Raw genomic sequence first — 13,919 nt, 5'->3', positions numbered from 1 at the left:
TATTGCTTTCTTTTTGATAAAATATAGTAAATTAAACCACTAAAAAATATGACTTGAATAATTAATATCGGTGCAATTAAAAATAATAGTTCACGCAATGTTTTCACCTATTCTTATAGTAATTATTGTTAACTCTTATTTTAGCACTCTTCTAGCGTTTCATCATCTCGTTTTAGATTGGAAGGAACATTATGATACGTAATCAATTTAAATATATTAACCGTTTTAGAGAAATTGCCATCTTGTTTTCTAAAACTGGACTTGGGTTTATTATCGAAGAAAGTGGCTTAGATAAGTTACTCTCTTTACCGAGTCGATTATTTAATAAAAGCCAAAAACAAGAAGAAGATAAAACAATCGCAGAGCGTATTCGATTATTTCTAGAAGAAGCAGGACCTGCATACGTTAAACTCGGCCAAATTGCGAGCACACGTGGTGATATATTACCGGAGGCATTCATTAAAGAATTAGAAAAACTTCAAAGTAATGTACCTCCATTTTCTAGCGAAACTGCAAGAGATTTAATCGAACAAGAATTAGATATTAAAATCGAAGACACATTTTTAATATTTGAAGATGAACCACTCGGTTCAGCGTCGATTGGACAAGTTCACCGCGCAGTGTTAAAAACTGGTGAAGTCATTGCGATTAAAGTTCAACGACCAAACATTGAAAGAAATATTCGTATCGATTTAGAAATACTTAAAACGATCGCACAAGTTGCTGAAAAGAACTTTAAGTGGGCGAAACAATATCAAGTTACAGATATTGTCGATGAGTTATCTACTGCAATTATTCAAGAAATGGATTATACGTTAGAAGCGAGAAACATTAATCGTATTGAACGTCAGTTTAAAAATTCAGAGGACGTCAAATTCCCACACGTCTATGAAATGTTATCAAACAAAACGATTTTGACGATGGAATATTTTGAAGGTATTTCAATTCGTAAAGTCGATGAACTTTCGAAAAAAGGCTTTGATCGTTATCAACTCGCAGATACATTTGCGCGAACAATTTTTACACAAATATTTGAACACGGATTTTTCCATGCGGATATTCACCCAGGGAACATCATCGTCTTAAACGATGGTACGCTTGGGTTTATCGACTTTGGTATGGTCGGGAAACTCACAGATAACGTCAAGCAAAACTTCGGAAGCCTACTTATTGGTTTAATGCAAAAAAACTCTAAAAAAGTTGTACGTTCAATTATACAAATGGGCGTTGTACCAGATGACGTAAATATAGATGACTTATACGAAGAAGCAGAGCTTATGCAAGATAAGTATTATGATATTCCACTGAAAGATTTAGAATTTGGAGATGCAGTTAGAGACTTATTTACAATTACAAATAAATACCATATCCATTTACCAAAAGACTTTACATTACTTGCTAAAACGTTAATTACGTTAGAAGGTAACATTGAAATTTTATATAAAGACTACAGCATATTATCTGTCGCTGAACCGTTTGGTAAAAAGTTATTACTTAAAAGATTAAACCCTAAACGCGTTGCGGAAGATAAGTTTGAAGACTGGATTCTGTTAACAGATATCGTTGAAGATTCTGTAACAAACATCCATCAATTTACGAAAGGTTTAAGTACGAGACGATTGCCGATCAGTCTAGAACTTAAGGAAGAAAAAAGTATCGGAAGACATTTAGACCGAACGATTAATAGAATTTCTTTTTCAATCGTCTTAATGTCACTCTCTATATTAATGGCCGGAATCATTGTCGGATCTTCACTACTTGGTCAAGGGTCGATACTCTACAAATTCCCGGTGATAGAACTCGGTACGATACTCGCAGTTGCGATGTTCTCTTGGCTAATATTTACGATATTTAAAAGTGGTCGAATGTGAAAACACCTCCCAAATTGATGTGCTACCCAAAAGTTGGACTTTTGGAATTATGCAGATTGTAAGGTATGTTTCCTGAATTCTTCAGGAGACATGCCTTTTAATTTTAGCTTAATTCTATCTTTATTATAGTATCTAATATATTCATGTACTGCGATCTCTAATGCTTCATATGTCTTGAATACTTCTCCATAAAACATTTCCTGCTTTAATAAGCCAAAGAAGTTCTCCATCGGTGAATTATCTAAACAGTTTCCTTTACGTGACATACTCATTGTTGCACCATATTCTGTTATGGTATTTCCCCAACTACTATGCTGATAATGAAATCCTTGATCCGAGTGAACAACTAATTGGTTTAGATTGTGTTGGTGTTCCTCAAGTGCTTTATTTAAAGGATTTATAGCGATTGCTAGGTTTGGTGAACGACTTAATTGATAGGCAATCACTTCAGAGTTATAACAATCCATAATCGTTGATAAATATAGTTTCTTGCCTTTGATAGGTAACGCAAACTCTGTGACATCTGTGACCCATAGTTGATTAAATGTTTTCGGCTTAAAGTTACGCTTTACCTTATTTGGAGCGACTTTTCCAACTTGTCCTTTATATGAACTGTAACGTGTTCTCGATTTGTTTTTGAATTTTTGACATAGTAAATTATAGGTTTTCATAATGCGTAACAAGCGCTTATGATTCACCACAATTTGTTCTCTGTTTTCGAGTATCGCTTTGATTCTTCTGTAACCATATCTACCTTTATGTTTTGATACAATTTCTTTAATTTTATTTACTAGCCATCGATCTTTTTGTTTCTGATCATCCATATGTTTTATCCAGTAGTAATATACAGACTTCGGTAGCTTCAACACTGTTAAAATCTCTTTTAGTGTATAAGTCGTTTCTTGCCTTACCTCAAGCGCTACTTTCGTTTTTTGTCTGTTGGATCTGTCGGTAAGGCATTTAACTTTTTTAGAATGATATTTTCCAGTTCTTTCATTCTTAGTTCTTCTCTTAGACGTTCTAACTCTTCGCGTTCTGTTTCATTCAGTGGTTCACTCTTCGATACTTGTTTTTGGTTATTTTCTTTATTAGGCATATGTTTTATTGGTCTCCCTTGTTTGCCCTCTAGAGCAGCTGGGCCACCTTCTTGAATCTTGCGATTCCAGTTAGCGATTGTTGAAAAATGCTTGATACCAAAGTGTTCCGCTGTTTCTCTATAAGACAATTGATTTTCTTCTCTATATTTTAAAACAGCTCGCTTAAATTCACTAGTATATTGAGTATTACTTAGAGATTTAGTGAGGCCCTGATAGCCATATGTGTTGTATTGTTTTACCCATGTTTGAACAAGCAATCTATCCACATTATGCTTTTCACCTAAAAATTTATATCCTCCTGCTTCATTTAAATATTCATTAACTACTTTTACCTTAAATTCAAAGCTATGCTTTTTATACTTCATACAAAAACACCCCTAAAGTTGGATTTTAGTGTCCAACTTTAGGGGTGCACCTCAAATTGGGAGGTGTTTAAATATAGAACATATAATCATCAAACTCGTCTGATTGATTCTCAAGATCATGTAACGTCGTATGACGCAGCACGTCGTGTGACGCATCTCGTATTCTTTTCCATAAGAATCTCTCGTTTTTTGTGTCTTTATCGTCTAACTCTATTGCGATTATATTTTCGCCGACAGCTTGGAATACGTCGAGCACTGTAATTTCATCTGGCGGATAATTTAACTCATAACCACCGTACGCTCCGCGCGTACTTTTTACTAAATCTGCTTTTTTTAGACACGCGACGATTTGTTCTAAATATAAGTCGCTTATTCCTCTTTCAGTCGCGACAGATTTCACTGAACGCTTTTTAACTCCATATTCAGATGCGAGGACGTTCATAAAATATAATCCGTAGCGCCCTTTAGTTGATATCTTCACGTCATCACCTCTTAGTCATATCTCTTATGTTATGATTATAATTATAACGAAAAAGTTGGTGAAAAATCTAATGTCAAATGAACCATTAAGTTTTCGCATGCGACCAAAAACAATCGATGAAGTACTTGGCCAAGAACATCTCGTCGGAGAAAAAGGAATTATCAGACGAATGGTAAATGCTAAAAGACTACAATCGATGATTTTTTACGGTCCCCCAGGTATAGGTAAAACGAGTATTGCGAACGCATTAGCTGGCAGTACTAAATATAAATTTAGAACGTTAAACGCGGTGTCTAGCTCTAAAAAGGATATGGAACAAATTGTTTTTGAAGCAGACATGAGCGGTAGCGTAATTTTAATGCTCGATGAGATCCACCGACTCGATAAAGGAAAACAAGACTTTTTACTCCCTCATCTAGAAAGCGGAAAAATCGTTTTAATCGGTGCGACGACGTCAAATCCGTACCACGTCATTAATCCTGCAATTCGCTCTAGAACACAAATTTTTGAACTACATCCATTAACAGATGAGGATGTTAAAACTGGACTCACGCGCGCTTTAAATGATAAGGAGCGTGGCCTTGGTAATTTAAATGTAACCGTAGATGATGATGCTTTAGAGCACTTTATCCATGCAGCAAATGGTGATATTAGAAGTGCATTAAACGGCCTAGAACTTGCAGTATTAAGTGATACAAATAAAGAGATTCACGTTACACTTGAAGACGCGAGAGATACGATGCAACATAGTCAATTCTTGCACGATAAAGACGGCGATCAACACTACGACGTAATGAGTGCTTTTCAAAAATCAATACGCGGTAGTGATGTCGATGCGGCACTTCATTATTTAGGACGATTAATAGAAGCAGGAGACCTCGTTACAATTGCAAGACGATTACTCGTCATTAGTTATGAAGATATCGGGCTAAGTAACCCGCAACTACCAAGCCGCACACTAGACGCGATCATCGCAGCAGAACGACTTGGATTCCCGGAAGCGAGAATACCTCTCGCACAAGCAGTTATAGATTTAGCACTCTCTCCAAAATCAAATACAGCAATCAAAAGTATCGACAGTGCTTTATCAGATATACGAAAAGGACATATCGGCGTCATACCAGACCATTTAAAAGACGGTCATTATAAAGGTGCAAAAGAACTCGGTCGTGCAATCGGATATAAATATCCGCATAACTACGATAACCACGTCGTAAAACAGCAATATTTACCAGATAGTTTAAAATCAAAACAATACTTTAAAGATACGGGATCATCCAAATATGAAAGTTATTTAAATGAGACGTACGAGAAATTAAAACCGTTCGTAAAATAAAAATAAGGCGAGTATCCAATTGATACTCGCCTTTTATATGTACTCGATGTTTTAATTTTACGCAAATCACTTTTGCGTCAACGACTATCTCATTAATTTAACGATTAGGGCAATTGTGTTAACGAAACCTCTTTTACATAAATCCGATTTATATCAAAAGATTAAAAACAATTTTACGTAGACGACTTTTACGTTAAATCATATCCTATTATTTAAACAGAACGAAAATTAAAACCGTTCATAAAATGAAAACGAGGCGATTATCACCCAGATACTCGCATTTTTATCGTCTCGAACATCTTAATTTTACGCAAATCACTTTTACGTCAACGACTATCTCATTAATTTAACGATTAGAGCAATTGTGTTAACGAAACCGCAACCTCTTTTACATAAATCCGATTTATATCAAAAGATTAAAAACAATTTTACGTAGACGACTTTTACGTTAAATCATCCTCAGATATTTAAACAAAAAACGAGTACCACCCAGATACTCACCTTTTAGATTAAGATATTATTGTTAATTTGTTTTTTTAGTTGTTTTCGTTTTTTTAGTAAATCACATGATTTCGATGCGTTTTTAGCATTTAATTTTTGCTTTCTTTTCGTAATTATCTGACTGACAGATACCATCAAATCACGCAACCTTTCACGTTTATTTTTTTACTTTACTATAGTAACATACTTTAAAAATTTTTAAAGAATTTTATCTGATTTTTTTCAAAAAAAAGACAGTTACAAAGTAACTGTCTTTAAAACATCCGATAGCGTCGTGTGTTTTTGCCAGATGATTTGGCCTGCTTTGTGCAGGTGGGTGCCCTGCCAAATACTCATGAAGTCCCGTTAAATCCGGGCGTTCCAATTATATTCGGACGCCAAGCTCCCGATTTTATAGGTGTTAGGTCAAAATAAAACCGGCACATCACGAACGCATCAGATGTTTTACTTGTTATTATAATAGCATATACTGTGTATTCATGCAAAGAAATTGTATTTAATGAATCTGACATAAGTTAACATCGCAGTTTTCACAGTTAATAATTTTTCTTAATCGCTTAATATCTTTAATCGTAATAATCTTACGATTTACGTCAATGATACCCTCTTTTGTTAATTCTTTTAAATATCGATTCACGACTTCTCGGGAGGTACTAGCGAGCATCGCGAGTTCTTGGTTTGTTAGCTTCGTGTCAATCACAATACCACTCTTCGTCTCTACACCAAACGAGTTAGATAATCGAACAAGGACGCTAGCAAGTGCACCGAGTTTTCCATATGAAAGTAAATCTCTTAGTTTAGAAGAGTGTCTTTGTCTTTCAATTTCAAGCCAACGCATCCATTCTATTGTATATGAATTATCTGAAAGTATTTTTTGTTCAAAAATCGAGCGTTCAATACGATATAGACGTACTTCAGTTTTCGATTTAGCAAACGTAGAATGACGCTTTGGTCCACAAAATAAAGTGAGCGCTCCAAACAAACAATCTTCTTTTAAGTAACGGATTGCATTTTCTGATCCATCATCTTGCATTCTTAAAACAAATACTTCCCCAGTTTCAATTACATATATATGTTCTGTTGGATCTCCAGAGTGATAAATAAATTCGTTTTTCTTTAATTTTAATTCATTACCATTTTGCTTTATGTATTTAAGGATAAGTTCAGGTTTAAATAATTGAGAATTCGAGATAGTAATCACTTCCCTTTAAACAAAATTCTATCATATTTTGTGACTTTTATCACTTTTTACAGCATATATTGTGAACGTTTTCAAGAAAAACATCACAAATATCTATGAAATTGTTACGAAAATAAGTCAAAGTGTGACTTTTATCACTTTTTTAAAAGGGTAAATACACTACAATAAAGGTATAAGAATACGGAATTGGAAGGTGAATTACTATGGCTGATAAAAAAGTCGTACATCAAAATGATGACAAAGATATTGTAAAAAACGAAAATGTCACTGAAGATGTACATAATTTAGATTTACGAGGCACGTTTTTCTTTACGATGGCACTCGGCGCACTAATGTTAGTTTCTTGGCTAGGTGTATTCTGGTTATTTATGGAAAGAATGTAAAAAGGAAAGGTGAAATAAATGCATAAGTACGAAAAGATATGGTTAAGCTTTGGAACTGGTTCATTAATCTTATTCCTTGTTATTTTAGGAATTTCAGCAGTTCACCAAGGTCACTCACCTGCAGCATCAGGTATTGAAACAATTAACCCTGATCACGTGAGAGACGATGCAAGATTTAAAGAACCAGGTTTATATGAGTCACAAGAAGAAGGATTCGATTATGACTTATACATGGTCGCAAGCATGTTTAGATATGAACCTGCTGAAGTCGAAATCCCGAAAGGTTCTAGAGTTCGTGTAATGGTAACAACTCCAGACGTGATTCACGGTTTAGAAGTAGCAAAGACAAATATTAACATGATGGTAGAGCCGGGGTTAATCTCTAAATATCATGCAACTTTCAATAAAGAAGGCGAATTTTTAGTTGTATGTAACGAATATTGTGGGACTGGCCATACGGACATGACATCAATCATTAAAGTTGTCGGGAGTGAAGAATAATGGCGAAGTCTTATAAAAACACAACTAAAAATGAATTATACAAAGCAGACACAGTCATTAATAGAAAAGACGCAAAATTAGTTCTTGCGAACTTCTTATGGGTAATTTTTGCACTCGTAGTTGGTGGATTCGCAGGGGCATTACAGACATTTGTTCGTTCAGGATATTTTGAATTACCGTTTAATATTGGATACTACCAAATCTTAACGTTACACGGTGTTATTCTTGCATTAGTTCTTACATTCTTCTTTATTGTAGGATTCCAAACTGCTGTTGTTTCAAGAGCAATGGGTAGTTTAACTGACGGAGAAAGAAAGTCAGGTTGGATCGGTTTTTGGTTAATGACAATCGGTACGTTAATGGCTGCAGTGATGATTGCAACTAACCAAGCATCAGTATTATATACATTCTATGCACCACTTAAAGCACACGGTATCTTCTATGTTGGTTTAACACTCGTCATCGTAGGTACATGGTTCGCAACAGGTGCTCAGACTAAGCGTTACTTTAGATGGAAAAAAGAAAATCCAGGTCAAAAAACACCTGCGATTGCTTACTTCGCTGTGATTAACAACGTCATGTGGTACGTATGTAACATCGGTATCGCAACATCAGCTTTAACTCAACTTATCCCTTGGTCATTCGGATTAATCGATACAGTTAACGTTAAACTTACACGTACGTTATTCTGGTACTTTGGACACGCACTTGTATACTTCTGGTTATTACCAGCATATATGGTTTGGTATTCAATATTACCTAAAATTATCGGAGTTAAAGGTTTCTCAGATAAACTTGCACGTTTAAGTTTCGTATTATTCCTATTCTTCTCAATTCCGGTTGGTATCCACCACCAATTAGTTGAACCAGGAATCGATGCATTCTGGAAAGGACTCCAAGTTGTATTAACGTTCATGGTTATCGTACCATCTCTCATTACAGCATTTAGTTTATTTGCATCATTTGAAACATTCGGACGTAAAAATGGTGCGACAGGTTTATTCGATTGGTTTAAGAAATTACCTTGGAACGACTCAAGATTCGTATTACAGTTTGTCGGTATGTTATTCTTCGTACCTGGTGGTATCGGTGGTATCATCAACGCATCTGGTCAAATGAACCAGGTCGTTCACAACACGATGTGGGTCGTTGGACACTTCCACATTACAGTTGGTACACCAGTTGTATTAACTTACTTTGCAGCAATGATGTTCTTACTTCCGCACTTAGTCGGTGGTAGAATGACTAAACTTACAAACTCACTTGGTTTATGGTTAGCATACACGTGGGCATTAGGTATGGGTATTATGTCATTTGCAATGCACATGGCAGGTATCAAAGGTGCCCCTCGTCGTTCAACATTCTCTGAATACGGTGGGCATGAAGTAGCTCAAGAGTGGATCAGTTATCAGTTATTACAAGCAATTGGTGGTTCATTCTTACTAATCGCTATCATCATCGCATTCTTCGCATTCTTCTTATCACTTAGAACACCGAAGACAGATGTTGTCGAAGAATTCCCTATCGCTCGATTTATGGACGATGGAGATGCACCACTTAAATGGGTTGAAAACTGGAGATTATTAATCATCATTACGATTTTCTTAGTCGTAATTGCATACACAGTTCCAATCTCACAAATCTTTACAGAAAACATTCCAGGATCACCAGGATTTAAAGCTTGGTAATCAAATAAAAGAAGCTTAGCAATCGCTAAGCTTCTTTTTTATTACTTACCTTCTGGTTTAATTTGAAGATGTAATTCGTTTAATTGTCTGTTTGAAACAAACGATGGTGAATCCATCATTAAGTCTTGTGCACTACTTGTTTTAGGGAATGCAATAACGTCACGGATATTATCTGTTTTTGTTAGTAACATAACGAGACGATCTAATCCGTATGCTAAACCACCATGTGGTGGTGCTCCATATTTAAATGCTTCGATTAAGAAACCAAACTGATCGTGCATTTCTTTTTCAGAGAAACCAAGTGCTTTGAACATTTTCTCTTGAAGTTCAGGATCAGAAATACGTATTGACCCTCCACCGAGTTCATAACCGTTTAATACGATGTCATAAGCATTTGCTTTTACTTTTTCTGGTGTTGTTTCTAGTAGCTCGATATCTTCTTCTTTTGGTGACGTAAACGGATGGTGTGCTGCAACAAAGCGTTCTTCCTCTTCATCGTATTCAAATAATGGCCAATCTGTAATCCATACGAAGTTGTATTTATCTTCGTCGATTAACTCTAACTCTTTACCAAGTTTATTTCTTAAGTTACCTAGACTTGCATTTACAACAGATGCTTTATCTGCGCCGAAAAATACGAGGTCATTGTCTTCAACGCTTAATAGTTCTTTTAATTCTGATTGTTTTTCATCGTCAAAGAATTTAGCAATTGGACCTGAGAATGCTTCGTCGTTATATTTTAACCAAGCTAGTCCTTTAGCGCCGTATAATTTTACGTACTCTTCAAGTGCTTCGATATCTTTTCTAGAGTATTTGTCTGCATTGTTTTTAACGACGATTGCTTTAACGATTCCACCGTTTTCAACTGTAGATTTAAACACTTTAAAGTCGACGTTCTTACTAAATTCGCTAAGTTCTACGAGTTCCATATCAAAACGTGTATCTGGCTTATCTACACCGTAACGTAACATCGCATCATCATATGTCATACGTGCAAATGGTGTTTCAATGTCTAAGCCTTTGACTGTTTTAAATACGTGTTTTAATAAACGTTCGTTTAAGTCGATCATATCTTCAACGTCAGTGAAAGACTTTTCGATATCCACTTGAGTAAACTCTGGTTGACGGTCACGACGTAAGTCCTCATCACGGAAACATTTTACGATTTGATAATATCTTTCAAAACCACTTAACATAAGTAGTTGCTTATAAATTTGTGGTGACTGTGGTAATGCATAAAATTCACCGTGGTGAATACGTGACGGTACTAAATAGTCACGTGCACCTTCTGGTGTTGATTTAGATAAAAACGGTGTTTCAACATCTACGAAAAATTCGTCATTTAAAAATTCACGAATTGCTGCAGTAGTTTTATGGCGTGTTCTTAATGTTTCTTGTAAACGTTGACGTTTTAAATCGACGTAACGATATTTTAGTCTGACGTCTTCACTTACGTCTTCATCTTCAATTTGGAATGGTGGAGTTTGCGCTTTAGATAACACTTTAAGTGTATTTGCAACGACTTCTAACTCACCTGTTTTAATGTTTTCGTTCACTGTCGACGGGTCACGTTTAACGACTTCACCAGTTACTTCAATAACGTACTCTGAGCGTAGTGTGTCTGCAATTTCAGTTGCTTCTTTATAATCTTGATTAAAAACAACTTGTACGACGCCTGAAGCATCTCTTAAGTCGATAAAGATTAACCCACCTAAGTCACGACGGCGTTGTACCCAGCCTTTTAATGTTACTGTTTCGTTTAATCGTTCTAACGTTTCTAATACGAGTGTTCTACTCATTATTTAATAGCCTCCCCTAAGTTTTCAATTGAAGTTTCGACTTCTTCTCCTGTTGCCATATGTTTTAATTTGACTTGACCAGTTTCAAGTTCATTTTCACCTAATACAATTGTATAAGTCGCACCTTTACGGTCTGCATCTCTAAACTGAGCTCCGACACCACGAGCTTTATAATCCATATCGACAGTCAATTTATTTTTTCTTAACCGTGATAATAACACGCTCGCATAGTCTCTTGCTTCTTCCCCTATCGTCACAACATATAAATCTAGCGTGTGAGGGTTTTTAATCTCTATACCTTCTGCTTCAAGTGCAAGTAGTAATCGTTCAATAGATAAAGCAAATCCGATACCTGTTTCTTTCGGACCGTCTAACATTTCTACTAAACCGTTATATCGACCACCACCTGCGAGCGTAGTAATCGAACCAAAACCATCTGAAGTACTCATTAATTCAAATGCAGTATGTGTGTAATAGTCGAGTCCACGAACTAAATTCGGATCTTCGACGTATTTAATACCGATTTTGTCGAGTTGAGATTTTACTTTTTCGTAATACGACAGTGATTCTTCATTTAAGTAATCAGTGATTTTTGGTGCTGTCGCCATTAACGGGTGATTTTTATCTTTTTTACAGTCTAATATTCTCATTGGATTTGAATCGATTCGTGACTGACAGTCAGAACAAAACTCATCAATACTCGGTCTAAAATGTTCTTGAAGTGCTTTTTGATACTCTTTACGACTATCAAAGTCACCAATTGAGTTAATGTGTAACTCTAAATCTTTTAAACCAAATGACTCGTAAAACGCCATCAGCATGCTTAAAATTTCAACATCGATTAACGGATCTTCAACACCGATCGCTTCTACACCGAACTGAACGAACTGTCTGTAACGCCCTTTTTGTTGACGTTCGTATCTGAACATCGGCTGATTGTAGAAGACTTTAATCGGTTGATTGGGGTCGCCGTACATTTTGTTTTCAATATAACTACGTACGACCGGTGCTGTACCTTCAGGACGAAGTGTCATACTTCTATCGCCTTTATCTTTAAACGTGTACATTTCTTTATTGACGATATCTGTCGTATCCCCAACAGCTCTTACGAATAAATCTGTACTTTCGAAAATTGGTGTTCTAATTTCTTGATAATTGTACTTTTCACAAACGTCTATAAGTGTGTCTTCAATAAACTGCCACTTATAAGAATCTTTCGGTAAAATATCTTGCGTACCGCGTGGTATTTGTATCATACATTTCCCTCCATAAAAATATCCCTTATACCGCTTATGGTATAAGGGACGAATATATCGTGGTGCCACCCTAATTTAGTAATGGTTTACTCTTCATTAAAAATTATTTTATTAATATATAGAAGTGTCTGTAACATTTTAAAATGCGTCATTCTCACCAAACATGACGTCTCTGCTCGCTCATTTTTAAACGTACTTCTTCTATAGTTAGATTAAATAAATTATAAATTAATATCGTACTTATAGTCAAATGTTTATCTACTCTTCAAGATATATTTCTAAGCCATCTAATAGTCCTTTAACTAAACGATTTTGATAATCGTCAGTATTAAGTAAATAATCATCAACGTCGTTACTTAAAAATCCGAGTTCGACTAACGTCGCAGGATAATCGAGTTGTTCTGTTACTTGATATCCCATAACTTCAACGCCATTATTCGGTAACAGTGCGTAACGGTCTAAACCTTCATTCATAGCAGTTGCTAAGTCTTTTTGGTTATCATGAGTATAGAATGTTTTAAAGCCAGTAGGTTCTGGAGATTCAAACGCATCACTATGAAGTGAGATAAAAATATCTCCTTCGACTTCACGGTCATCGAGTTCTACTGTTTTATTAGAATTACGAATCATGACAACTTTTGCATTCGATTGTTTCAACACTTTTTCTAACTTTAGCGCAACGGATAACACAATCGTTGCCTCGTTTTCACCGTAGTATGACGGTGCCCCTGGATCTGTACCACCGTGACCAGGGTCAATGACGATTGTTTTTCCTTTAAAGTCATATTTCTTTTCTGTAAAATCAATCGTTATATTTTGATAATTATTTTTTGGTTCATATGATTTTACGATGTAAATAAATGAAAAAATAAATATTAAAGACGTTACAAATATAAATAACGGTTTTACATATACATGCTTTTTTGTTTTAAGAAACCAAATTAAAAATTGGCCGACCTTTTTTAAGAATGCCTTTATTCCATTCATTAAATAATCTTACCTTCTTTGGCTTCATATATAATAGTAATCGGCCCACTATTTGTGAGTCGCACATCCATATGCGCTCCGAAAAATCCAGTTTTAACGAGAACTCCTGCTTCTCTTAGTTGCTCATTAAAGTATTCATATAACTCGTTTGCATGCTCTTTACTCGCAGCATCGACAAACGATGGACGGTTTCCTTTTCTGACATCTGCATATAACGTAAACTGAGAAATACTTAAAATTTCTCCTCCGACATCTTTGATCGACAAGTTAATTTTTCCGTCGTTATCTTCAAATACTCTTGCCTTTACAATTTTTTCAGCAAGTTTTTTTGCATCTTCTTTCGTAGATGTCTCACTCACACCGACGAGTAACATATATCCGGTTTGGATTTCATTATATAACTCGTTTGTAATGACTGATGCATGACTCACTTTTTGTAATACGACTTTCACT

The 13,919-nt window shown here is 35.5% G+C and carries 12 protein-coding genes, 1 other RNA gene and 1 pseudogene; 5 read left to right on the top strand and 9 right to left on the bottom strand.

Annotation, left to right across the window (positions count from 1 at the left end):
* Positions 1-191: 191 nt before the first annotated feature.
* Positions 192-1,871, top strand: a complete 1,680-nt coding sequence (locus tag CJ229_RS01260) for an ABC1 kinase family protein (RefSeq protein ID WP_102167363.1) — start codon at positions 192-194, stop codon at positions 1,869-1,871.
* A gap of 47 nt (positions 1,872-1,918) precedes the next feature.
* Here the strand turns inward: CJ229_RS01260 and CJ229_RS01255 are convergent.
* The 3 genes and pseudogenes from CJ229_RS01255 to CJ229_RS01245 form a co-directional block, all read right to left on the bottom strand.
* A pseudogene (locus tag CJ229_RS01255) lies at positions 1,919-2,821 on the bottom strand (IS3 family transposase); the annotation flags it as partial.
* The gene (locus CJ229_RS01250) at positions 2,791-3,333 is read right to left on the bottom strand and encodes a helix-turn-helix domain-containing protein (protein ID WP_317846594.1); all 543 of its coding nucleotides are present in this window, start codon (positions 3,331-3,333) and stop codon (positions 2,791-2,793) included. The gene CJ229_RS01250 and the pseudogene CJ229_RS01255, both read right to left, overlap by 31 nt.
* Positions 3,334-3,400: 67 nt before the next feature.
* Positions 3,401-3,814 (bottom strand): RrF2 family transcriptional regulator, encoded by a 414-nt coding sequence (locus tag CJ229_RS01245; RefSeq protein ID WP_070622385.1) that lies wholly within the window; start codon positions 3,812-3,814, stop codon positions 3,401-3,403.
* Positions 3,815-3,884: 70 nt separating this feature from the next.
* Here CJ229_RS01245 and CJ229_RS01240 point away from each other — a divergent pair, with 70 nt between their 5' ends.
* Positions 3,885-5,150 (top strand): replication-associated recombination protein A, encoded by a 1,266-nt coding sequence (locus CJ229_RS01240; protein WP_068128193.1) that lies wholly within the window; start codon positions 3,885-3,887, stop codon positions 5,148-5,150.
* 757 nt (positions 5,151-5,907) lie between these two features.
* Here CJ229_RS01240 and ssrS read toward each other — a convergent pair.
* A non-coding RNA gene (ssrS, locus tag CJ229_RS01235) (6S RNA) lies at positions 5,908-6,096 on the bottom strand.
* A 51-nt stretch (positions 6,097-6,147) separates the two neighbouring features.
* Positions 6,148-6,852, bottom strand: a complete 705-nt coding sequence (locus CJ229_RS01230) for a Crp/Fnr family transcriptional regulator (protein WP_102167637.1) — start codon at positions 6,850-6,852, stop codon at positions 6,148-6,150.
* Positions 6,853-7,055: 203 nt separating this feature from the next.
* Between CJ229_RS01230 and CJ229_RS01225 the strand changes: the two genes are divergently transcribed.
* The 3 genes from CJ229_RS01225 to CJ229_RS01215 are packed head-to-tail and all read left to right on the top strand — an operon-like array spanning position 7,056 to position 9,424.
* A complete protein-coding gene (locus CJ229_RS01225) occupies positions 7,056-7,235 on the top strand; it encodes a cytochrome c oxidase subunit 2A (protein WP_068128192.1) in 180 nt (59 codons plus the stop codon).
* A gap of 18 nt (positions 7,236-7,253) precedes the next feature.
* A complete protein-coding gene (locus tag CJ229_RS01220; RefSeq protein WP_068128190.1) occupies positions 7,254-7,736 on the top strand; it encodes a cupredoxin domain-containing protein in 483 nt (160 codons plus the stop codon).
* Complete coding sequence (locus CJ229_RS01215) at positions 7,736-9,424, top strand: b(o/a)3-type cytochrome-c oxidase subunit 1 (protein WP_102167638.1); 1,689 nt, start codon at positions 7,736-7,738, stop codon at positions 9,422-9,424. Before CJ229_RS01220 ends, CJ229_RS01215 begins: the two co-directional genes overlap by 1 nt.
* A gap of 41 nt (positions 9,425-9,465) precedes the next feature.
* Here CJ229_RS01215 and aspS read toward each other — a convergent pair whose 3' ends face one another.
* The 4 genes from aspS to dtd form a co-directional block, all read right to left on the bottom strand.
* Positions 9,466-11,223, bottom strand: coding sequence for an aspartate--tRNA ligase (aspS, locus tag CJ229_RS01210; RefSeq protein WP_102167639.1), 1,758 nt, complete (start codon positions 11,221-11,223; stop codon positions 9,466-9,468).
* The gene (hisS, locus tag CJ229_RS01205; RefSeq protein WP_102167640.1) at positions 11,223-12,479 is read right to left on the bottom strand and encodes a histidine--tRNA ligase; all 1,257 of its coding nucleotides are present in this window, start codon (positions 12,477-12,479) and stop codon (positions 11,223-11,225) included. Before hisS ends, aspS begins: the two co-directional genes overlap by 1 nt.
* A gap of 258 nt (positions 12,480-12,737) precedes the next feature.
* Positions 12,738-13,466 (bottom strand): N-acetylmuramoyl-L-alanine amidase family protein, encoded by a 729-nt coding sequence (locus CJ229_RS01200; RefSeq protein ID WP_102167641.1) that lies wholly within the window; start codon positions 13,464-13,466, stop codon positions 12,738-12,740.
* A complete protein-coding gene (gene dtd, locus CJ229_RS01195) occupies positions 13,466-13,918 on the bottom strand; it encodes a D-aminoacyl-tRNA deacylase (protein WP_040928787.1) in 453 nt (150 codons plus the stop codon). Before dtd ends, CJ229_RS01200 begins: the two co-directional genes overlap by 1 nt.
* Position 13,919: the final 1 nt, after the last annotated feature.

It is taken from the genome of Nosocomiicoccus massiliensis (genome assembly GCF_002871345.2).
Taxonomy (GTDB): domain Bacteria; phylum Bacillota; class Bacilli; order Staphylococcales; family Salinicoccaceae; genus Nosocomiicoccus; species Nosocomiicoccus ampullae_A.
Note: the sequence above shows the minus strand (reverse complement) of the source record. Positions and strands in the feature narration are given on the sequence as shown.

Excerpts from the sequence above, each read along its gene's own strand:
- CJ229_RS01260 (WP_102167363.1), top strand. The coding sequence starts at position 192 with ATGATACGTAATCAATTTAAATATATTAACCGTTTTAGAGAAATTGCC.
- CJ229_RS01250 (WP_317846594.1), bottom strand. The coding sequence starts at position 3,333 with ATGAAGTATAAAAAGCATAGCTTTGAATTTAAGGTAAAAGTAGTTAAT.
- CJ229_RS01240 (WP_068128193.1), top strand. The coding sequence starts at position 3,885 with ATGTCAAATGAACCATTAAGTTTTCGCATGCGACCAAAAACAATCGAT.
- CJ229_RS01225 (WP_068128192.1), top strand. The coding sequence starts at position 7,056 with ATGGCTGATAAAAAAGTCGTACATCAAAATGATGACAAAGATATTGTA.
- CJ229_RS01220 (WP_068128190.1), top strand. The coding sequence starts at position 7,254 with ATGCATAAGTACGAAAAGATATGGTTAAGCTTTGGAACTGGTTCATTA.
- CJ229_RS01215 (WP_102167638.1), top strand. The coding sequence starts at position 7,736 with ATGGCGAAGTCTTATAAAAACACAACTAAAAATGAATTATACAAAGCA.
- aspS (WP_102167639.1), bottom strand. The coding sequence starts at position 11,223 with ATGAGTAGAACACTCGTATTAGAAACGTTAGAACGATTAAACGAAACA.
- hisS (WP_102167640.1), bottom strand. The coding sequence starts at position 12,479 with ATGATACAAATACCACGCGGTACGCAAGATATTTTACCGAAAGATTCT.
- CJ229_RS01200 (WP_102167641.1), bottom strand. The coding sequence starts at position 13,466 with ATGAATGGAATAAAGGCATTCTTAAAAAAGGTCGGCCAATTTTTAATT.